Source organism: Aliirhizobium wenxiniae (genome assembly GCF_019511445.1).
Taxonomy (GTDB): domain Bacteria; phylum Pseudomonadota; class Alphaproteobacteria; order Rhizobiales; family Rhizobiaceae; genus Neorhizobium; species Neorhizobium wenxiniae_A.
The window spans coordinates 1-19,427 of record NZ_JAEUAN010000013.1 but is presented as its reverse complement, the minus strand read 5'-3'; the positions used below and the strand labels follow the sequence as shown (position 1 = coordinate 19,427).

Here is a 19,427-nt window from a genome sequence, read left to right as displayed (position 1 = left end):
CTCATAGCCGGAAGGTAAGGCCGATGATCAGCGGCAACACAAAACTCATCGCACATCTCGGTTTCCCGACGCATTCCTTCAAGGCGCCGTTGATCTACAATCCCTATTTCGAGAAGAACGGCATCGATGCGGTTGTGGTGCCGATGGGATGCCGGCCCGATGACTACAAGGAATTTCTGAAGCTGGTCTTCCGTCTTTCCAATATCCACGGCGCGCTCATCACCATGCCGCACAAGATTACCACCATGGGACTGCTGGACGAGATTTCCACCAATGCGCAGGTGGCCGGTGCCTGCAACGCCGTGAAGATCGGATCGGATGGCGGCCTTATCGGCGATATGTTCGATGGTGAGGGTTTCGTTCGCGGGATGCTGCGCAGAGGGCGTGAGATCGAGGGCAAACGAGCGATCATGGCCGGCGCCGGAGGTGTCGGCTCGGCGATTGCCGCGTCCCTTGCCAAGGCGGGATTGGCGGAACTGGCGCTTTCCGATGCCTCCATCCCCATGATGCAGGGCCTTGTTGAACGGTTGCGCCGTCATTATCCGGGGCTGCGCGTGGAAGCCGGGAAAACCGATCCGGACGGCTATGATATTGTGATCAATGCCACGCCGCTCGGTATGAACGACGATGATCCGCTGCCTTTCGATGTGTCTCAAATAGCACCTTCCGCTTTCGTTGGCGAAGTGGTGCTAAGCCGGCAGATAACGCCGTTCCTGGCCGCGGCGCGCGCTCGTGGCTGCGAATATCAGGTTGGAACGGACATGCTATTCGAGCAGATCCCGGCCTATCTCGAATTCTTCGATCTTCCCACGACGACGGCGGAAGAGCTTCGCGCCGTTGCAAGATTGTGAGGGAGACGGGCATGCGGGCTGAGGTTCTCAGATTTGCGATTATGGGAGGCGGCCTGATCGGGCGTGAACATGCTGCGCTCATCGCAGCAACGCCCGGTGCCGACCTTGTCGCTATCGCAGACCTGGCGCCTGCCGCGGAACTGGTCGCGAGCGAATTTGGAGCCAGACACTATCTCGATTATCGGACCATGCTGGACGAAATGCGGCCGGATGGCGTGATCATTGCCTTGCCGAATGCTCTTCACGCGCAAGCGGCAATCGCCGGTATTGAACGCGGCATCCCGTGTCTGGTGGAAAAGCCTCTGGCTGATACGCTTGAAGCTGCAATCGATCTCGTGGCGGCGGCAGAACGAGCCGATGTTCCCGTTCTGGTGGGACACCAACGCCGTCATAGCCCCGACATCGCCAAGGCAAAAGAACTGATCGAAGACGGGCATCTCGGTCGCCTGGTCGGGGTTAATGCCATGTGGTTGGCCGACAAGCCGGAACCCTATTTCGATGCTGCCTGGCGTCGGCAACCGGGTGGCGGGCCATTGCTCATCAACCTCATTCACGACATCGATTGCCTTCGGTTCATCTGTGGCGATATCGCAGAAGTCATGGCCTTCACCTCCAATTCGGTGCGCGGCTTCGAGGTGGAGGATAGCGCAAGCGTCAGCCTGCGCTTTTCATCCGGCGCGGTTGGCACGGTCCTGATGAGCGATACGGCCGTTTCGCCCTATAATTGGGATACCGCCGCGGGACAGGCGCTGTATTTCCCACATCAGCCGGAAAACGCCTATTTCTTCTCGGGCACCAAGGCAGCATTGGCATTGCCGTCGATGGATCTTTGGAAACATGAGACGGAAGAAGGGCATTGGCAGGACCCGCTGGTCAAGCGGCATGTCACGCTGGATGGCAGCCGAGCCTATGTCAATCAGCTTGCCCATTTCATGAAAGTGGTAACCGGCGATGCGAAACCTCTGGTCTCCGCCCGTGATGGGATGATGACCTTGGCGACGATCCTGGCGATTGCGCGGTCGGGCCGGGAGAGGGGACCGGTCAGCCCTGCGGATCTATGATGCCCACTGCGCCGCACTTGCCGTCAAGTCAGGCGACTGGATCAACTGGACGCGCCGGGCTTCGGCGCTCCCATTCTTTCGATTTGCGCAAGCGTTTCGGCGGCCAGCCGCAGCGAAGCGGCGGTCGCCATGACCATCTGCGGTAGAATAAGCCATTCGAGTGTCCAGGCTGCTCCGGAACGCTCCTGCTCATGCACCATCGCTTGGTGCAATCCTGAAAGCTGGACGGCGTTGAAGCGAGCAAGCATAACCAGTGTTTCTGCACCCACCGGGTTTAGCTTATGCGCCATGGCGGAGGATTTTCCGCCGCCGCGCATGGAAATTTCGCGGCCCGACTGGGCCATCAGCGCAAGGTCTTGCCCGATCTTGCCGAGCGCGCCCGTCACCAATGACAGGTGATGGCCGTTATCCGCAATTCCGTCTCGCTGGCTCTGCCATTGCCGCATGCCCGCCAGCCCAAGTTCTTCGGCAAGCGCGGCGCGCACCGCGGCCCCATGTGATCCCAGCTTGTCGAGAGAACCGGCTGCACCGCCGAGTTGAACCGGAAATTCAAGGCCGTTCAGCGCCGTGAGCTGCCGTGCGAGCGGGCTTCGCCAGCTTTCCAGCCGATCAGAAACGCTGATCGGGATGGCTGCCTGCATGCGGGTAAAGCCCATCAGCGGGTTTGATCCGAAGCGCTGATCGAGACCATTCAGAAGCGCAAGTATCTGCTTTATCCGCTCAGTGAAGATCACATTGATCGTCTTCATCCGAAGCATCAGGCTTGTGTCGATAACATCCTGGCTGGTTGCGCCGAAATGGACATGGTTGGCCGCATCACCGCCGACCGCGTGCCTGAGCTGTTTGACGAGTTCGGGTATGACGACGGAATCCGTCCCGACGGCTGCCTTCAACCGGACCATATCAGGTTCGAATGTACCGCATGCGGCTGCAATCTGTTCCGCCGCGTCGGCCGGGATAAGACCCAGCCTTGCCTCTACCCGCGCGAGTGAGGCTTCGAAACTGAGCATAGCCTCGATATCCGCGTCCGCGGAAAGCTGGATGGCGATTTCCTCATCGCCGAGGAGACCTGACAGGAAGGGATGCTCGAACGGGGAAAAGGCCATCATGTCTCCATGTCGGGTAGGCAGCCGGTTGGACGCAGCGTCAGATGTCGAGAAACACAGTTTCCTTCGGTCCCTGCAGATGGATGTCGAGCGTATAGGTGCTGCCGTCCTTCCGCGCGAGCATAGTCTCGACCCGCTGGCGATGTTCGATGCGCAACAGCAGTGGATCGACCGCATTTGCTTCCACTTCGTCGGAGAAGTAGATGCGCGTATGCAGACCGATATTGATGCCTCGGGCAACTATCCAGAGCGTGATATGCGGCGCCATCAAGCGTCCGTCCTTGAACGGAACCTTGCCGGGCTTGATCGTTTCGAACTGGAAATAACCGTCCTCGGCATTGGTTGGGCAGCGGCCCCAGCCGGTGAAGTTCGGGTCAGCAGCACCGCGCATTTCCGACGGGCTGTTGTAGAGCCCGGCGCTGTCCGCCTGCCAGATTTCGGCAATCGCATCCCGCACAAGCGTATCGGCGCCATCGAGGATGCGGCCACGCACGGTGATGCGTTCACCCAGCGTCTGATCGTTGACCATCGCGGTTCCGAGATCGTCGTCATAAACGCCGCGAATGTCACAGTAATTCGGCGTCAGTCCGATATGGACATAAGGACCGGCGGTCTGCGACGGCGTTTCCTTCAGCCTGTGAAGCTCCTGCACCATCAGTTGCCCTCCAGCCGGTTCTCAAAAAGGGTCGAGCGGCGTCCACGCAGCACGATATCGAATTTGTAGGCGCGCGCATCCATAGGGATCGTCTGGCCCCAGTCCAGTGGCGCGATCAGTTGTTCGATGGCTCTTTTGTCCGGGATCGTGTTGACGATCGGACATTTCCAGATCATCGGGTCGCCCTCGAAATACATCTGGGTAATCAGGCGCTGGGCGAAGCCGTGTCCGAAGACCGAGAAATGGATATGGGCGGGACGCCAGTCGTTGACGCCGTTCGGCCATGGATATGGGCCGGGCTTGACGGTGCGAAACGCATAACGTCCGTCTTCGTCGGTGATCGCACGGCCGCAACCGGCGAAATTGGGGTCGATCGCGGCAAGATAGGTTTCCTTCTTGTGGCGATAGCGGCCTCCCGCATTGGCCTGCCAAAATTCCAGCAAGGCGCCGCGAACAGGCTGGCCTCGCTCGTCCAGTACGCGGCCATGAACGATGATCCGCTCGCCGATGGCACTCTCGCCAGGGCGGGCGTAGTTGTGGATCAGGTCGTTATCCAACTCACCGATCATCGAATGGCCGAAAACCGGGCCGGTGATTTCCGAGATCGTGCCGTCGAGCGACAGAAGAGCGCGCTGCGGCGAGCGCAGGATCGAGGTCTTGTATTCCGGTGTCAGGGCGGGCGCGTGCCAGGCGCGGTCGCGCGCGAAAAATCCACCGGTCTCCGGCTGTTTGTTCGAATTAGCGGACATCCTTAAGGTCTCCTCCCCCGATGTCTATTCGGCGTCCATTTGTTCGTAGACGCGCTTGGCAATCTTTATGGCATGGTTTGCGGCAGGTACGCCTGCATAGATGGCGACATGCAGCAGGGCTTCACGAACATCTTCTCGCGATGCGCCGGTATTGGCTGTCGCCCGTACATGCATGGCAACTTCTTCGTCCTGGCCGAGTGCAGCCAGAAGCGCGATCGTGATGATCGATCGTTCCCGCTTGGTGAAGTTGGGACGTGACCAGACATGTCCCCAGGCGGATTCGGTGATCAGCGCCTGGAAAGGCTCGTCGAATTCGGTGGAGTTGGCGATTGCTCGATCGACATGGGCATCTCCCAATACGGAACGCCGTGTCGCCATGCCCAAGCGGTGTCGGTCTGTCTCAACCTCGGTCATTGAGCCCCTTCTGCAGTGTTGGTGGTATTGATGAAGTTTCGGATCAGATCGCTCAAGGCTTCGGGCTGTTCGACACAGGGAATGTGGCCAGCGTCCTTGATGATTTCGAAACGCGCACCGGGAATAAGTTCGGCTGTCTTCCTGACAAGGTCCGGTGGCGTCGAGCCATCCTGGTCGCCGACGATGCAGAGGGTCGGCAAGGCAATGTGTGCAGCGGCATCGGTATAATCGGCATCACGAATTGAAGCGCAGGTTGCCGCATAACCTTCGTTCGGTTGGCGTGCCAGCATGTTGCAATAGCCGCGAAAGGCGATGTTGTCCGGACTGCGAAAAGCCGGGGTGAACCACTTCTCCATGACCGCATCGATGATGCCTACGATGCCGTGCTCTTCGACGGCCGCGATACGCGCGTTCCACATGTCGGCAGAACCGATCTTGCTGGCAGTGTCGCAGAGGATCAGCGCCTTCACGAACTCGGGTCGCGTCCGGTAGATCGCCTGAGCGATAAGCCCTCCGACGGAAAGGCCGCAGATTACGGCCTTGCGCACGTCGAGCAGGTCCAGGAGGCCGGCAAGATCCGCTGCATGATCCTCTATCGAATAAGGTGTCTTGCCGATATCGGACAGGCCATGGCCGCGCTTGTCGTAAATGATGATCGGGAAGTCGCCGACGAGGCGCACGATGACATCCCGCCAGATGCGAAAATCCGTGCCGAGCGAATTGACGAATACGATAACCGGTTTGTCCGCCGGTCCGCCAATAACCTGGTAGTGGATCGTGACGTCGTTGACGCGCGCAAACTGCATAGAAAATCTCTCCCTGAACTATCTTGGTGTATTGGCAGGGTTAGGTAAAATGACTTTTCAGGTTCTTTCTATATCCGAATGGTTATGTGTCCGATGAGCGAGCCAAGCGTTAAGTTTCGTCATCTCCAAGCCTTTATCGAGGTTGCGCGTCACAAGAGCGTCGTCAAGGCAGCGGGCTTCCTGAATATCAGCCAGCCGGCGGTTACAAAGACCATTCGGGAGCTCGAAGAGGCGCTCGGTGTTGCCCTAGTGGAGCGCGACGGGAGGGGCATCCGGCTATCGCGTTATGGCGAAGTCTTCCTGAAGCATGCCGGTGCGGCGATTGCAGCTCTTCGACAGGGCGTCGATTCAGTTTCGCAGGAACGTGTTGGAAAAGCGCCGTTGATACGGATCGGTGCGCTGCCGACGGTCTCCAGCCACATCATGCCGCGGGCCGTGGATCTTTTTCTCAAGGAAGAGACCAGAAGCCGCATCAAAATCGTCACCGGCGAAAACTCGGTGCTGCTGGAACAACTACGCTTTGGCGACCTCGATCTTGTCGTGGGGCGTCTGGCGGGGGCTGACAGGATGGCGGGATTTATCTTCGAGCATCTCTATTCCGAACAGGTGGTGTTTGCCGTCCGTGCCGGCCATCCGATCCTGACGTCGGGGTATTCGCCGTTTTCCGAACTCGGCGACTATCCGATCCTGATGCCGACCACTTCGTCGATCATTCGGCCCTTTGTCGATCGGCTACTCATCGCTAACGGCATTTCAAGCCTGCCGAACCAGATCGAGACCGTTTCCGACAGCTTCGGCCGGGCGTTCGTGCTGTCGAGTGATGCCGTTTGGATCATATCGTCCGGAGTTGTGTCCCGTGATATCGGGACAGGGCTGATGCGGGCATTGCCGATCGATACAAGCGATACCCGAGGGCCCGTGGGGCTGACCATGCGAACTGACGCAATCCCTTCGATCGCGATGTCGCTTTTGATACAGACCATACGGGAAGCCGCAGGCTCCCGTTAGCTCACCTGCCTGCCTCAATTTCGCTGATGCTACGATAGCACCCCGCGAAGCTCGCGGCTTACCTGCTGAAGCGGCGGGAGGTAGGTTTCGATGACAGAAGCCATGGGTTCACTTGAGGCGGCCAGCCCTGTGTTCAATGCCGCGACCACGACGCCGCGCGCGTTTTTCACCGACATCGCGACGGATCTCAATCCCTGCTCTACCTCCTGGTCGACTGCGGCATAACCCTGCGTTCTAACCAGCGCGAGTTCCGTCATGACGGCATCGATAGTGTGTAGCGTATGGGCCGTTCTTGGCTGAAGCGGATGGGAATTTAGAAGTTCAATCGCTTGAGTTTCGGGAAGTGCCGCAAGCATAACACGCCCGAGAGACGTGCAGTAAGCAGGAAGGCGCGACCCCGGCATGAGCGCAATCGACATAACCTTCCGCTGTGCAGCACGCGCAACATAGACAATCTCTGCGCCATCCAGGATGGCGACCGACGTGCTCTGGCCAATCTGCTCGGATAACTGGTCGAGCCATGGCTGGACGATGCGTGGCAGTGGCATGGATGCGAGGCAGCCGGTGCCTAGACGCAGAACGCGCGGAGTAACCGTGAAGAACTTGCCATCGTAAGCACAATATCCGTGTTCGGCGAGCGTCAGCAAACAGCGACGGGTGGTCGCCCGATCCAGACCGGTAATCTCTGCCGCTTCCGAAATGCTCAATCGAGGCGTTTCGGCTGTAAAGGCTTCGATCACGCGAAGCCCCTTCGCCAATCCGCCCATCATGTCACTCTGCTTCACATTCAAGATCGTAATTCCAGAGTTGTGCGATAATGCAACAAATGCATCATATCGCACAAATCCGTTGAGGTCGAGAAAATCGAGGGGTAGGTTTCCGAACAGCTTCGACAGAGGACGAGGCCCATCATCAAGGGAGATGGCGGATGAACAAGACAAGCCAGAGCCTGACGGCGGCTGTGTCCGAAATAGGCGATGGAGCGACGGTGATGATCGGCGGCTTCGGTGGCTCCGGCGCTCCGATCGAACTCATCCACGCGCTGATCGACAAAGGTCCAAAGGACCTGACGGTCATCAACAACAATGCCGGCAATGGCCGGATCGGGATTGCGGCGATGATCGACGCGGGCATGGTCAGAAAGATGATCTGCTCGTTCCCGAAATCGTCGGATCCCCGCGCCTTCACCGACAGGTACCTGGTCGGGGAAATCGAACTCGAACTTGTGCCGCAAGGAACGCTGGCCGAGCGTATCCGTGCCGGAGGCGCCGGCATACCGGCATTTTACACCCCGACGGCTTACGGCACGGAGCTTGCAGAAGATAAGCCGATCGGCGAGTTCGACGGCAGGCATTATGTCCAGGAACGATGGTTGAAGGCCGACTTCGCTATCATCAAGGCCCATCTCGGCGACCGCCACGGCAATCTCACCTACAACAAGGCGGCTCGCAACTTCAATCCGCTGATGTGCATGGCGGCCGCCAGCACGATAGTTCAGGTTTCGAGGATCGTCGAGGCGGGCGAGATCGACCCGGAACATGTGGTGACGCCGGGGATTTTCGTCGATCGCGTCGTCGAGGTTTCACAGCCTTGCCAGGAAGAGGAACTCATTCGTGCCGGAGTGACCTACGCATGACCAGCATCGCTCAAGAAGAGATCAAGCTGACCAACGCCCAGATCGCCTGGCGGGCGGCGCAGGACATTGTTGATGGAGCCTATGTCAATCTCGGGATCGGTTTTCCCGAAATGGTCGCCCGTTACCAGCCGCCCGGCCGGGAGGCGATCTTCCATACGGAAAACGGCATTCTCGATTTCGGCGAGGCGCCGAAGCCTGGCGAAGAGGATTGGGACCTCATCAATGCCGGCAAAGCGGCCGTGACGCTGAAGCCGGGCGCTTCGTTCTTCCATCATGCAGACAGTTTCGCGATGGTTCGCGGCGGCCATCTCGATGTGGCGATCCTTGGGGCATTGCAGGTTGCGCAAAGCGGGGATCTGGCAAACTGGCGTGTCGGCACAAAGGGCGTTCCGGCAGTCGGTGGCGCCATGGATCTGGTGCATGGCGCCAAACAGGTCTTTGTCATTACCGAGCATGTGACAAAGAACGGCGAACCCAAGCTCGTGGAAAAATGCACGTTTCCGCTGACCGGGGTGGCCTGTGTCACTCGCGTTTACACCAGTCATGCCGTCATCGACATCGTTGAAGGACGCTTCGTGCTGCGGGAAAAACTTGCCGCATTGAGCCTCGAAGATCTGCAGTCGATGACCGGCGCTCCGTTGCATATCGAAGGTTCGGTTGCCGATCTCATCGTTCCCAAAGTCTGAGGAGAATACAGTGGCCGAGGCTTTTATCTGCGACTACATCCGCACCCCGATTGGTCGTTTCGGCGGCTCGCTTTCCTCCGTGAGGGCTGACGACCTCGGAGCGATCCCGCTCAAGGCGCTCGTCGAGCGAAATGCCGGCATCGATTGGGAGGCGGTAGGTGACGTGATTTACGGATGCGCCAACCAGGCAGGCGAGGACAACCGCAATGTCGCGCGTATGTCTCTGCTGCTTGCGGGGCTTCCTGTGTCCGTCACCGGCACGACCATCAATCGTCTGTGCGGTTCGGGAATGGATGCCGTCATCACCGCGGCACGCGCCATCAAATCGGGCGAGGCAGAGTTGATGATCGCGGGTGGCGTTGAAAGCATGAGCCGGGCACCGTTCGTCATGCCCAAAGCCGATGCCGCATTTTCGCGCAACGCCGAGATCTACGACACGACAATCGGCTGGCGCTTCGTTAATCCGCTGATGAAGAAGCATTACGGTGTCGATTCCATGCCCGAGACCGGCGAAAATGTTGCGGAAGACTATCGGATCTCTCGGGAAGATCAGGATGCGTTTGCTTTGCGCAGTCAGAACAAGGCCGCTGCCGCTCAGGAAAACGGTCGGCTGGGACGCGAAATCGCGCCGGTGACCATCCCCCAGCGCAAGGGTGAGGCGCTTGTCATCTCGAAAGACGAACATCCTCGCGCGACCACGATCGAAGCGCTCGCCAAACTTGGTACTCCCTTCAAGAAGGAGGGCGGAACCGTGACGGCCGGCAATGCCTCCGGCGTTAACGATGGTGCCGCGGCGCTGATTATCGCTTCGGAAGCAGCTGTCAGAAAATACGGGCTGACGCCGATTGCACGCGTTCTGGCCGGAGCGACAGCGGGTGTTCCTCCGCGTGTCATGGGCATCGGCCCGGCGCCTGCTTCCAAAAAGCTGATGGCCTTGCTCGGCCTGACTCAGGATCAGTTTGATGTCATCGAACTGAACGAGGCGTTTGCGTCCCAAGGCCTTGCGACCTTGCGAGAACTCGGCATTGCCGATGACGATCCGCGCGTTAATCCGAATGGCGGGGCTATCGCACTTGGACATCCGTTGGGCATGTCAGGCGCCAGGATTGCCGGCACGGCCGCTCTGGAACTTTCGTCCGGCAAGGGTAACCACGCGCTCGCAACCATGTGCATCGGCGTGGGGCAGGGGATCGCGCTTGCCCTCGGGCGGCCTTGACCGCTTTTTTCGCTCGGGAAATAGCAAAACAGCGTGGCCGGCTAATGCAGGCCGCCCACGCCGAGCAAACGTTCCACCGCCTCGTGATCCTGAGAAAGCGCGGAAGGAGTGCCGTTCCACGCGACACGGCCGCGCTCGAGCACGATGACCTCGTCGGCAAAGTCGAGAGCGCTTTGAATCCTCTGCTCGACGAGCAGGATCGTCATGTCCCCGGAAGCCGCAAGTTCGGAGAATACCGCCATGAGCTCCTCGCAGATCACGGGAGCCAGGCCTTCAAGCGGCTCATCCAGCAGCAGCACCTTGGGGCGGCCGAGGATCGTGCGTGCTGTGGTCAGCATCTGTTGTTCGCCACCGGACAGTTGGCTGCCAAGGTTCCTGCGACGCTCCTTCAGCCGGGGAAACAAAGCATAGGCTTCCTCGATCGCGTCCTTCTTCCGTTTCTTCAAGCCGACAGTCAGGTTTTCCTCGACGCTAAGGCTTGGGAATATGTCGCGCGTCTGAGGCACGTAACCGAGGCCAGCGTGAGCACGCGTAGCACTTGATGTCGAACTGAGATCAATGTCTCCCATCGTTATCCGGCCGTCATAACGGCGGGTCTGGCCCGCAAGCGTTGCGAAGAGCGTGGTCTTGCCCATTCCGTTGCGGCCAAGAACGGCGAGCCGCTGGCCTGCGGCCACAGAAAACGAGATCGATTCCAGGATTCTCGTCGGGCCATAGCCGGCAGAAAGGTTTTCGACTTTAAGCTTTGAGGCCGGCATTGGCGTAGCTCCCGAGATAGGCCTCGCGGACGCGGGCATCCTTTGTCACGTCGGCGGGAAGGCCGTCGAATATAATGGTCCCGGCGGCAAGCACGATCACCCGTTTGGCAAATCGGAACACCAGGTCCATGTCGTGTTCTATCATCAACACGGCGAGATCGGCAGGCAGGTTTGCGAGCGCTTCCTCGATCCGTCCCGTGTCACTTTGGGGAACGCCTGCGGCTGGTTCGTCGAGCAGCAGGACACTGGGCTTCAATGCAAGCGCGACGGCCAGTTCCAAAAGCCGCTGCTGCCCGTAGGCGATCTCGCGAACCTTTCTATGTGAGAGCGCGTAAAGGCCCAGTCTTTCAAGCAGGTCATCGACTTCTTCCATCACCGCCGGACGGGTAAGAAAGTTGCCATGCAGTTGCGCTGATTTGCCTGTCCGTTGGAGAACCGCGAGGCCCACATGTTCGGCCGGTGTCATGTCCTGGAAAAGCCGGGTCACCTGGAACGAGCGGACGAGGCCACGCTGAACCCGGCCGGTTGGTCCGATCCGGGTGACCGGCTCGTTTCGAAGCCGCACCTCACCGGAACTCGGTTTCAGGGCGCCGGTGACGAGATTGACGAAAGTTGTCTTGCCGGCTCCGTTCGGGCCGATAAGCGCCACCCGGTCCCCAGCCATCATGGAGAGCGAGACGTCGTTTGTGACAACGAGCCCGCCGAACGCCTTTTTCAAGTTGATGACTTCAAATACCGCACTCATGGCCGCGTCTCCCCGGTCCTGTTCCTTCTCGCAGACAGGAGATCCTGCACCGTTCCGAAAATGCCCTTGGGGGCGAAAAGGACGACGGCGATGAGAAGCGCGCCAACCATGGTCAGCCAGTGAAACGGGTTGGCGGCCGATACGAAGTCCTCAAACAGCATGAAGATCACGGTTCCGACCAGAGCGCCGAACAGGGAACCTGTTCCGCCAAGGACAAGCATCACGAGTGCTTCTGCTGATTGTGTGAACGACAGGGCGTCGAGTGCGACGACCTGGGTTGAGATTGCGCTGAGTGCGCCGCCGGTTCCGGCTACCGCACCTGAAATGATGTAGATCTTTATCAGGGCTTTATGGGGAGAGGCGCCGAGTGCCCGTATCCGCACCGGATCCTCCTTGATGCCACGGCAGAGCATGCCGAAAGGCGAGCGGACGACGATGCGCAGCAAAGCGAATACGATCAGAAGCAGAACCACACCGAAGAAATAGGCCGTATGGCCAAAGAGATCGAACTCGTAGAGGCCAAAGAGCGGGTCGAGCACGATGCCCGAAAGTCCGTCGCTTCCTCCGGTCCAGGATGACGCCTTGTTGGCGAATTCATGAAACAGGTAGACAAGGGCGATGGAAAGCACCAGCTGCGGGAGGCCGTGTGCGCGCAACATCACGATGCCGCATACAAGTCCGGCGACCGCGCCTGCAAACACCCCGCCCAGTGTCATGAGCAGCGGATCATTTATCCCATAATGCGCGGAGAGTATGCCCGCCGCATAGGCGCCCGATCCGAACAGTGCCGCCTGGCCAAGGGTCGCGACACCGCAATATCCCGTCACGAGATCGAGTGACAAGACGAGAAGGGCAATAGCGATGATACGCGTGAGCAATGCCAGGTTGTCGGGAAAGAGAACGTAGCCAGCTGCTGCGACGATGACGATCGCCGCAACGCCGTAGAGGTCTCGCCTGATGAAGCCGGCCCGCAGTCGGGTTCTGCTCGTCTCGGCGCTGGCGGTCGAAGTGGAGTTGGTTTTCTCTGTCATTTCGCACGCCCCGCCAGGCCACGCGGAAAGACACAGATGATCGCAATGACGGCAAGATAGAAGAAGAATTCGCCGAATTCCGGCATGAGATACCTGCCGGTCGTATCGATCGCCCCAAGAAGAAGGCAGGCTGCCAATGCACCCGGGATGGAGCCGGCGCCGCCGACAGACACGACGACCAGAAAGGTCACCATGTAACGGAGCGCATAATAGGGTTCCACCGGCAAGAATTCCGATCCGACCACGCCGCCGAAAGCCGCAAGACCCACAGCCGCCGCGAAGCTCACCGCGTAGACGATTTCCGTTCGCACGCCCAGTGCCGCAGCCATTGCGGCGTTGTCGACGGATGCCCGAAGCTTGATGCCGAAATTCGTCTTCTCGATCGCGTACCAAAGGCCGAGCGCCACGGCGAGGCCGCAGGCGATCGCAAAGAGGCGATGGACCGGGATGGTGCGGAAGCCGAGATCCGCCGAGCCCTGCAGTGAAGGTGCAAGCGGGATGGTCTTCAGCGTAGGCCCCATGACGAAGTTGGCAATGCCAATGATGCAGAAGGTTATCCCGATCGTCATCAACACCTGTGTCAGTTCCGGCTGGCCGTAGATCCGGCGATAGAGAAGGCGCTCGATCGGAATGGCGATCAGGATCGTGAAGACGACTGCCGCGATCAATGCAAGTCCGTATCCGAGGGCCAGATCACGCGCGACATAGGACGCGATGTAACCGCCGATCATGGCAAAGCCGCCATGGGCCAGATTTACGACACGCATCAGGCCCATGGTCACCGAGAGGCCGATCGATATGACGAACAGCACCATGCCATAGGCAAGTGCGTCGACAGCTATGCTGAAGACTGTCTGCATCAAAAATCCTGTTCATGAGTGGCAGGCCAAATCTGGCCTGCCGATCTGTCATACTGTCGGCCGCTTACTTTGCGGCAGCCAGACCCGGATCGCCCTGCTTCTCGAAGGTCTGAACCTCCTTGTTGACATATTTTCCATCCGAACCCTTTGCCACTTCCCGCAGATAGATGTTCTGCGTGATGTGACGGCTTTCCGGATCGATGGAGACGGGGCCGCGAGGGCTTGTCCAGGCCAGTCCCTTGACGGCATCGACGGCCTTCTGGGCATCCTGCTCGCCGCCCGTCGCCTCGATCATCTTGTAGATGACATGCATGCCATCGAAGGCGCCGACGGAGGGAAAGGAAAGCTCCGCCTCGTTGCCGATCGCCTTGGTCGCAGCCTCGACGAAAGCCTTGTTTTCGGGGGAATCATGAGAAACGGCGTAATGGAACGTCGTCTGTATTCCCAATGCGGCATCGCCCAGCGCCGGCAGATCCGATTCCTGGGTCAAGTCGCCCGGGGCATAGAACTTGGTCCCGGCTGCTTTCAGCCCATTATCGTTGAATGCCTTGACGAAGCCGAGCGTGGTCGGGCCGGAAGGCAGGAAGGCGAATACACCTTCGGCGCCCGAATCCTTGATACGCTGCATGATCGGGCTGAAATCATTTGTGGAAAGCGGCATTCGTATTGCTTCCACAATCTGGCCGCCGGCTTCTTCGAAGGCTTTTTTGAACGCATTTTCGGCGTCGACACCCGGCCCATAGTCGCTGACGACCGAAATGATCTTCTTCACGCCGGCATCGGAAGCAACCTTTGCGATTGGCGTGGAGGTCTGCCAGGTCGTGAACGAAGTTCTGACCACCAGAGGGCTGGTTTTCATGATGGCAGATGTCGCGGCATTCATGATGACCATGGGCACGTTGCCCTGCTTAAGGATAGGCGTCACCGCCATTGCATCCGGAGTAAAGTAGAAGCCCGCAAGGTATTGGACTTTTTCCTTGACGATCAGTTCCTGGCCCAGGGCCTTGGACTGGGCCGGGTCCGCTGTCGGAATATCACGATAGACAATCTCGACCGTATCGTCGCCAATTTTATTGCCGTGAAGCGCGATATAGGCGTCTATTCCCGCCTTGAAGTTTTTGCCCTGAAGAGCAAAGGGGCCGGAGAAGGGGCCAACTACGCCAACCTTGATGACGTCGGCGGAGGCCGTCCCGCACATAGCCATGACCGCTAATGCGGCAATTGCAGCCTTTTTCATGTTCATTCCTCCCAGTTAAAGAGGGCACGCCTCCAACATCGTGCCCTTTGAATTGCGGCAATGCTAGCCGTTGCTTTCGTCCACGCTAAAACGGTAAACCCACGTAGTTCTCTGCCAGAGCGGTGGACGCGGCCCGGGAATGCGTCAGATAATCGAGCTCCGCTTCCTGAATCTTCTGATCAAATTCACTTGTTTCCGGAAAGCGATGGAGCATGGTCGTCATCCACCACGAAAAGCGTACAGCTTTCCATACTCGTGCAAGAGCTTTCTTCGAATATGAATCCAGTCCTGCCTCGGACCCTTCCAGATAATATTCGCGAAGAGCATCGAAGAGATAATGCACGTCGCTTGCGGCAAGGTTCAAGCCCTTGGCACCGGTCGGCGGAACGATGTGAGCGGCATCGCCGACCAGGAACAGACGGCCAAAACGCATGGGTTCGGCAACGAAGGAGCGTAGCGGAGCGATCGATTTTTCAAACGACGGAGCGGTTACAAGAGCTTCCGCATGGGACGGCGGCAGCCTGCGCCGCAATTCATCCCAAAACCGGTCGTCGCTCCAGTCTTCCGCTTTCTGATCAAGAGGACATTGTATGTAGTATCGGCTGCGGCTTGCTGAGCGCATCGAACACAGTGCGAAGCCGCGCGGGTGATTTGCATATATCAGTTCGTGGCTGACCGGGGCGACATCCGCGAGTATGCCGAGCCATCCGAACGGATAGACTTTCTCGAAGAGGTTTAATGCTGCCTCGGGAACCGACTTGCGGCTCGTGCCATGGAAGCCGTCGCAGCCCGCGATGAAATCGCAGTCGATGCGATGTGTCACGCCATCCTTCCGATAGGTGATGTAGGGTGAGGATCCGGAAAAATCATGCGGCTGCACGTCGTCGGCCTCATAGACGGCAAGCGCACCACTTCGTTCACGCGCATCCATTAGATCGCGCGTGACTTCAGTCTGGCCGTAAACCATCACCCGCTTTCCGCCGGTCAATCCGTTGAGATCTATCCGGTGATCGCGGCCGTCGAAAGCAAGGTTGAAACCGTCATGCGGCAGCCCTTCGACGGCCATGCGCCCGCCAGCGCCCGCCTTGTTCAGAAGATGAACAGTACCTTCTTCAAGGACACCGGCCCGCACGCGGCCGAGAATATAGTCCTTGCTCACCCGATCGAGGATGAGGTTGTCTATCCCTGCTTCGGTCAGAAGCTGGCCAAGCAGCAGGCCCGACGGACCTGCGCCTATGATAACGACTTGATGCCTCAATCACGCCTCCCAACGAAATTGATAATTGCAAATTCCATGATTGGGAGTTGCGGCGAAAGAGACGCTCTGTTCTTTTAATTGTACTTTTCGAACATCGGGAGGAGCGTTCGCGATGCCACGGGTTCCCACTTATGCCCTTTATGGTGAAACGGACACTGGAGATCCGGGCTTCTGGCTGCACCATGAGACGATATATGCCAGAAGCAGCCGGCATGACTGGGAGATCCAGCCTCATCGGCACACCGATTACTTCCAGATCCTGCATGTCGCGGCCGGAAGCGGAGATGTCCTTTTCAGCGAAGAGACCCTCGGTTTGACGCCCGGAACGGTCGTAACCATTCCACCGGGAACCAGCCACGGGTTCCGGTTTTCAAAAACCGTTGTCGGCTCGGTTATCACGATCCTGTCGTCTCATCTCGACCATGGACCCGGTGAGAGAAGCCTGCTTGGCCAATGGCTCGCTCATCCCCAAAGGATCGCTCCTGAACCTCAGGTGCCGGATGCGGAAGAGGCCGTACGTATCCTGGATCGGATAACCGCCGAGTTTGAAGGTCGAAATCGCGGGCGCAATGAAATCCTGAGAGCCTATGTCTCAGTGCTGTTGCACCTGTTGTTCCGCATCGGCTCCGATCAACGAACGTGGGAAGGCTCGTCCGGCGACACCCGGGTGGATGCCCTGATGAACCTGATCGACCAGCATTTCCGCGCGCATAGGGCGCTGTCGTTCTATGCCGGAAGAATCGGGGTTTCGCCGACACATCTCAATCGTCTCGTTCGTGCCTGGCATGGATGTTCCGCACATGAACTGATCGAGCGCAAGATTATCGAGGAAGCGAAGAGGCAACTCATCTTTTCAATGAGTTCCATTCAGGAAATATCATATCGGCTGGGTTTCCAAGATGCCGCCTATTTTTCCCGCTTTTTCGCTCGATGCACAGGCAAGGCACCGAAATATTGGCGTTCTTTGGAACGTGCCCGTGTCAACTATTGATAGCTCCATGGTACAATGGAAAAATGAACTACAATGACATAATCTGGTTGGCTATCCGCTAGATTGTAAATCGCTAGGACTGTTGGTTGAAAACTACGCGTCAGCGGTTCAGTCCCCATCAAGGCCTATATAGTGGCCTGCTGCCGGTTTCATGGACATCGACAAGGCAGGGTCGCACTGCTTGCACATTGCACGGGAGGATGGCTTGCAATGGAAACCCAGGCCGAGATGAGCAGAAAGAAAGCCGCAAGACGGTTAGTGGGCTGGAGAATGTCGTGTTGGCTGCGCCAGATATCGACACCGTCGACATGATCCGGCAGCTTGAGGCTATTGGACATTTGGAGCGTCCATTGACGCTTCTGGTCCTGAAGGATGACGGAGCGCTCGCGCTATCCGGGTTCGTTACCGGGGGGCGGCGGCGCTTCGGGGCGGACGACGCATACGATCCGTGGGGGCCAATCGGCGGCAAAACAGTATGGCGCTCGGGGCACCTTTGTGTTTCGAGCCGCCGCGTCGAGGGCACGCTTTCTAGGCGTGAGTCACATGCATTGGATCGATCTGCCAAACCGTACGAACATGTGTCATATCGAATATGCGGGGCCTGATGCCTCCTTAGTCTGCATGCGGCCGCCCCCTCGGCTTGAAACGCTATCGGAAGTGCTGGCTTTCATTGGGCTTGGAGCAGGTATCGCACTTCTCGTCAGCGCAACGGTCGGCAAAACTGCGCTTGCATGGTTCGGTGTGAAATCGCAGACGTTCACTAGCGTCTGGCCGCTATTCTGGATCGGTGATGTTACGGGTGTCCTTCTGGTAGGCCCCCTTGCGCTGGTCGTGATCCAGCAATGGCACCGCAGGACAACCCTTCCGGCTCAGAAATGGGCCGAGGCTACCTTGCTCGCTCTCATTTTCCTTGGCCTCGCAGCGCTTTCTCTCAGCACGAATTATTTGGCCTCCGCTTACGTGATCATGCCGCCGCTCCTGCGGGCTGCCGTGCGCTTCGAATTCAAAGGTGTTGCCGTGGCTTTGACGCTGCTCGCCTTGATTACGGCTGCGCTTACCATTTCCGGCGACAGTCATTTTGTCGGGGATGCTGCAGCGCTGCTCGCAACGGCGCGCCATTCCTTTGCGACGGGGGACGCCTTCGCGATGAAATATATAATGAAGCGCGCAGATGGCTCATGCCGATGGGGCGATGGTCGCGGGGAGCCGCGCCGAGATCAAAGAGGTCAGATCGTTCAGTGGTATGCGATTTCCATCGATATCGATATCGATATCGATGACGAGATGCGTTCGCAGGAGGCGCTCAGACGCAGTGAGCGCCAATTTCAGCAGATGATCGACGCGGTGTCGACGCTGATCTGGTGTATGACGCCCGATGGTAGAAATCGAACCTACGACCCTGAGCTGATCATCCGCATCGCCATCTAAGCGGCAACAGATGGGCCCTCTAGAATGGATGGAGCTAGGGGGGCAGGCTGGATGGCGGGCTGCAGGCTGCGATAGGGGGGGGCGGTATCCCATATCGACCTTCCGCCGCATTGTTCATCGGCGACCTGCGCAATTAAGAGCGATCGCTTCGTCGCGAAGCTTAATGCTGGTTTGCCTCTGTCAGAATGCTGATCTTACCTCTAACTCCGCCCATATGGTCGAACCCACATGCCGAGTGGGAAAATCGACGCTTGATTGTCAAACGACGTGCATGTAGACAGCGCGTCCCAACACTGAGGCAATAGCAATTTGCGTCAGGAATGTGCATTGGAATGTAGCTCAGTTGGTAGAGCAGGCGACTGTTAATCGCCCGGTCGCAGGTTCGAGCCCTGCCATTCCAGCCATCGCTTTGTTGTTACTCGCGCGAGTTCAGCGCGTCTCAGAGAAGGCTGAAAACGAGTTCCTCTCACGCAAAGGTTTCGGCTGCATTCGCATAGACAGGTGTATGGACCAGGTTTTGCCAAATGGCGGAAATTATCGCCTCTCAACGGCAGAACGAACATTGTTCTTTAAAATCAATATCATGTAAGTTTTTTGCAGATTTATGAAAATCGGCCATTGACGTTTTCGTGGGTGTGGATCTATAACCCGCTCACTGACGAGGGCGGCGGCGCTGCTAGCGACGATGTCCTTCGTTCTGAAGAAAACCACGACAGATTGGCAGATGCTGATTGGGACCGGGCTCCGGTTAGGTCTCTTGGTTTTGTGACGTTTTCGGGCTTTTTGGCTTGGGAGTGTCGGTTATTTGACAATTGAATATGAGAAGAAAGAGAAACGTGGTCGGCGGGTTTTCGCGGATCGAGCTTCGGTTTGATCTGTTTAGAAGACAAATGACGGTCACGTTTTGAATGAGAACGATGGAAACGGCGCA

20 protein-coding genes, 1 tRNA gene and 1 pseudogene are annotated in these 19,427 nt (G+C 58.2%); 10 read left to right on the top strand and 12 right to left on the bottom strand.

Translation table 11 applies throughout. From position 1 onward, the window contains the following. The first annotated feature begins 23 nt into the window (after window positions 1-23). Both JNB91_RS16605 and JNB91_RS16600 read left to right on the top strand, forming a co-directional pair. A complete protein-coding gene (locus JNB91_RS16605; RefSeq protein ID WP_220326632.1) occupies window positions 24-851 on the top strand; it encodes a shikimate dehydrogenase family protein in 828 nt (275 codons plus the stop codon). 11 nt (window positions 852-862) lie between these two features. After that, entirely contained in the window at window positions 863-1,912 is a 1,050-nt protein-coding gene (locus JNB91_RS16600; RefSeq protein ID WP_220326631.1) for a Gfo/Idh/MocA family protein, read from the top strand. Window positions 1,913-1,953: 41 nt separating this feature from the next. Here the strand turns inward: JNB91_RS16600 and JNB91_RS16595 are convergent, their stop codons facing one another. Genes JNB91_RS16595 through pcaD form a run of 5 tightly spaced genes read right to left on the bottom strand, consistent with a single transcriptional unit; the run spans window position 1,954 to window position 5,642 of the window. Then, window positions 1,954-3,018, bottom strand: coding sequence for a 3-carboxy-cis,cis-muconate cycloisomerase (locus JNB91_RS16595; protein WP_220326630.1), 1,065 nt, complete (start codon window positions 3,016-3,018; stop codon window positions 1,954-1,956). 40 nt (window positions 3,019-3,058) lie between these two features. Next, the gene (gene pcaG / locus JNB91_RS16590; protein WP_220326753.1) at window positions 3,059-3,670 is read right to left on the bottom strand and encodes a protocatechuate 3,4-dioxygenase subunit alpha; all 612 of its coding nucleotides are present in this window, start codon (window positions 3,668-3,670) and stop codon (window positions 3,059-3,061) included. A gap of 2 nt (window positions 3,671-3,672) precedes the next feature. Next, on the bottom strand, window positions 3,673-4,422 hold the full coding sequence (pcaH, locus tag JNB91_RS16585; RefSeq protein ID WP_220326629.1) for a protocatechuate 3,4-dioxygenase subunit beta: 750 nt from the start codon (window positions 4,420-4,422) through the stop codon (window positions 3,673-3,675). Window positions 4,423-4,446: 24 nt separating this feature from the next. Beyond that, entirely contained in the window at window positions 4,447-4,836 is a 390-nt protein-coding gene (pcaC, locus tag JNB91_RS16580) for a 4-carboxymuconolactone decarboxylase (protein WP_220326628.1), read from the bottom strand. Continuing rightward, the gene (gene pcaD, locus JNB91_RS16575) at window positions 4,833-5,642 is read right to left on the bottom strand and encodes a 3-oxoadipate enol-lactonase (protein ID WP_220326627.1); all 810 of its coding nucleotides are present in this window, start codon (window positions 5,640-5,642) and stop codon (window positions 4,833-4,835) included. Before pcaD ends, pcaC begins: the two co-directional genes overlap by 4 nt. 93 nt (window positions 5,643-5,735) lie before the next feature. Between pcaD and pcaQ the strand changes: the two genes are divergently transcribed. Continuing rightward, window positions 5,736-6,650 carry a pca operon transcription factor PcaQ gene (pcaQ, locus tag JNB91_RS16570; protein ID WP_220326626.1) on the top strand — a complete coding sequence of 305 codons (915 nt, stop codon included), beginning with the start codon at window positions 5,736-5,738 and terminating at the stop codon, window positions 6,648-6,650. A 29-nt stretch (window positions 6,651-6,679) separates the two neighbouring features. Here the strand turns inward: pcaQ and JNB91_RS16565 are convergent, their stop codons facing one another. Continuing rightward, window positions 6,680-7,417, bottom strand: coding sequence for an IclR family transcriptional regulator domain-containing protein (locus JNB91_RS16565; protein WP_430736299.1), 738 nt, complete (start codon window positions 7,415-7,417; stop codon window positions 6,680-6,682). A 161-nt stretch (window positions 7,418-7,578) separates the two neighbouring features. Between JNB91_RS16565 and JNB91_RS16560 the strand changes: the two genes are divergently transcribed. The 3 genes from JNB91_RS16560 to pcaF are packed head-to-tail and all read left to right on the top strand — an operon-like array spanning window position 7,579 to window position 10,188. Beyond that, complete coding sequence (locus JNB91_RS16560; RefSeq protein WP_220326624.1) at window positions 7,579-8,286, top strand: 3-oxoacid CoA-transferase subunit A; 708 nt, start codon at window positions 7,579-7,581, stop codon at window positions 8,284-8,286. Then, window positions 8,283-8,972: a CoA transferase subunit B gene (locus JNB91_RS16555; protein ID WP_220326623.1), complete on the top strand. Its 690-nt coding sequence runs from the start codon at window positions 8,283-8,285 to the stop codon at window positions 8,970-8,972. The genes JNB91_RS16560 and JNB91_RS16555 overlap by 4 nt, the downstream gene beginning before the upstream one ends. Before the next feature lie 10 nt (window positions 8,973-8,982). Next, a complete protein-coding gene (pcaF, locus tag JNB91_RS16550) occupies window positions 8,983-10,188 on the top strand; it encodes a 3-oxoadipyl-CoA thiolase (RefSeq protein WP_220326622.1) in 1,206 nt (401 codons plus the stop codon). Between the two features lie 41 nt (window positions 10,189-10,229). Here pcaF and JNB91_RS16545 read toward each other — a convergent pair whose 3' ends face one another. The 6 genes from JNB91_RS16545 to pobA form a co-directional block, all read right to left on the bottom strand. Then, window positions 10,230-10,946, bottom strand: coding sequence for an ABC transporter ATP-binding protein (locus tag JNB91_RS16545; protein WP_220326621.1), 717 nt, complete (start codon window positions 10,944-10,946; stop codon window positions 10,230-10,232). Beyond that, entirely contained in the window at window positions 10,927-11,691 is a 765-nt protein-coding gene (locus JNB91_RS16540; protein ID WP_220326620.1) for an ABC transporter ATP-binding protein, read from the bottom strand. The genes JNB91_RS16545 and JNB91_RS16540 overlap by 20 nt, the downstream gene beginning before the upstream one ends. After that, entirely contained in the window at window positions 11,688-12,722 is a 1,035-nt protein-coding gene (locus tag JNB91_RS16535) for a branched-chain amino acid ABC transporter permease (RefSeq protein ID WP_220326619.1), read from the bottom strand. The genes JNB91_RS16540 and JNB91_RS16535 overlap by 4 nt, the downstream gene beginning before the upstream one ends. Further along, a complete protein-coding gene (locus JNB91_RS16530; RefSeq protein WP_220326618.1) occupies window positions 12,719-13,582 on the bottom strand; it encodes a branched-chain amino acid ABC transporter permease in 864 nt (287 codons plus the stop codon). The genes JNB91_RS16535 and JNB91_RS16530 overlap by 4 nt, the downstream gene beginning before the upstream one ends. Before the next feature lie 64 nt (window positions 13,583-13,646). Next, window positions 13,647-14,819 carry an ABC transporter substrate-binding protein gene (locus tag JNB91_RS16525; protein WP_220326617.1) on the bottom strand — a complete coding sequence of 391 codons (1,173 nt, stop codon included), beginning with the start codon at window positions 14,817-14,819 and terminating at the stop codon, window positions 13,647-13,649. Window positions 14,820-14,904: 85 nt separating this feature from the next. After that, the gene (pobA, locus tag JNB91_RS16520; RefSeq protein ID WP_220326616.1) at window positions 14,905-16,077 is read right to left on the bottom strand and encodes a 4-hydroxybenzoate 3-monooxygenase; all 1,173 of its coding nucleotides are present in this window, start codon (window positions 16,075-16,077) and stop codon (window positions 14,905-14,907) included. Window positions 16,078-16,189: 112 nt separating this feature from the next. Here pobA and JNB91_RS16515 point away from each other — a divergent pair, with 112 nt between their 5' ends. From JNB91_RS16515 to JNB91_RS16505, 4 genes and pseudogenes are all read left to right on the top strand, one after another. Continuing rightward, entirely contained in the window at window positions 16,190-17,068 is an 879-nt protein-coding gene (locus JNB91_RS16515) for a helix-turn-helix domain-containing protein (protein ID WP_220326752.1), read from the top strand. A gap of 200 nt (window positions 17,069-17,268) precedes the next feature. Beyond that, window positions 17,269-17,673 (top strand): alpha/beta hydrolase, encoded by a 405-nt coding sequence (locus tag JNB91_RS31660; protein WP_223218216.1) that lies wholly within the window; start codon window positions 17,269-17,271, stop codon window positions 17,671-17,673. A gap of 25 nt (window positions 17,674-17,698) precedes the next feature. Next, window positions 17,699-18,448: pseudogene (locus JNB91_RS16510) on the top strand (MASE1 domain-containing protein); the annotation flags it as partial. Window positions 18,449-18,824: 376 nt separating this feature from the next. Continuing rightward, window positions 18,825-18,900: transfer RNA gene (locus JNB91_RS16505), tRNA-Asn, on the top strand. Window positions 18,901-19,427 lie beyond the last annotated feature (527 nt).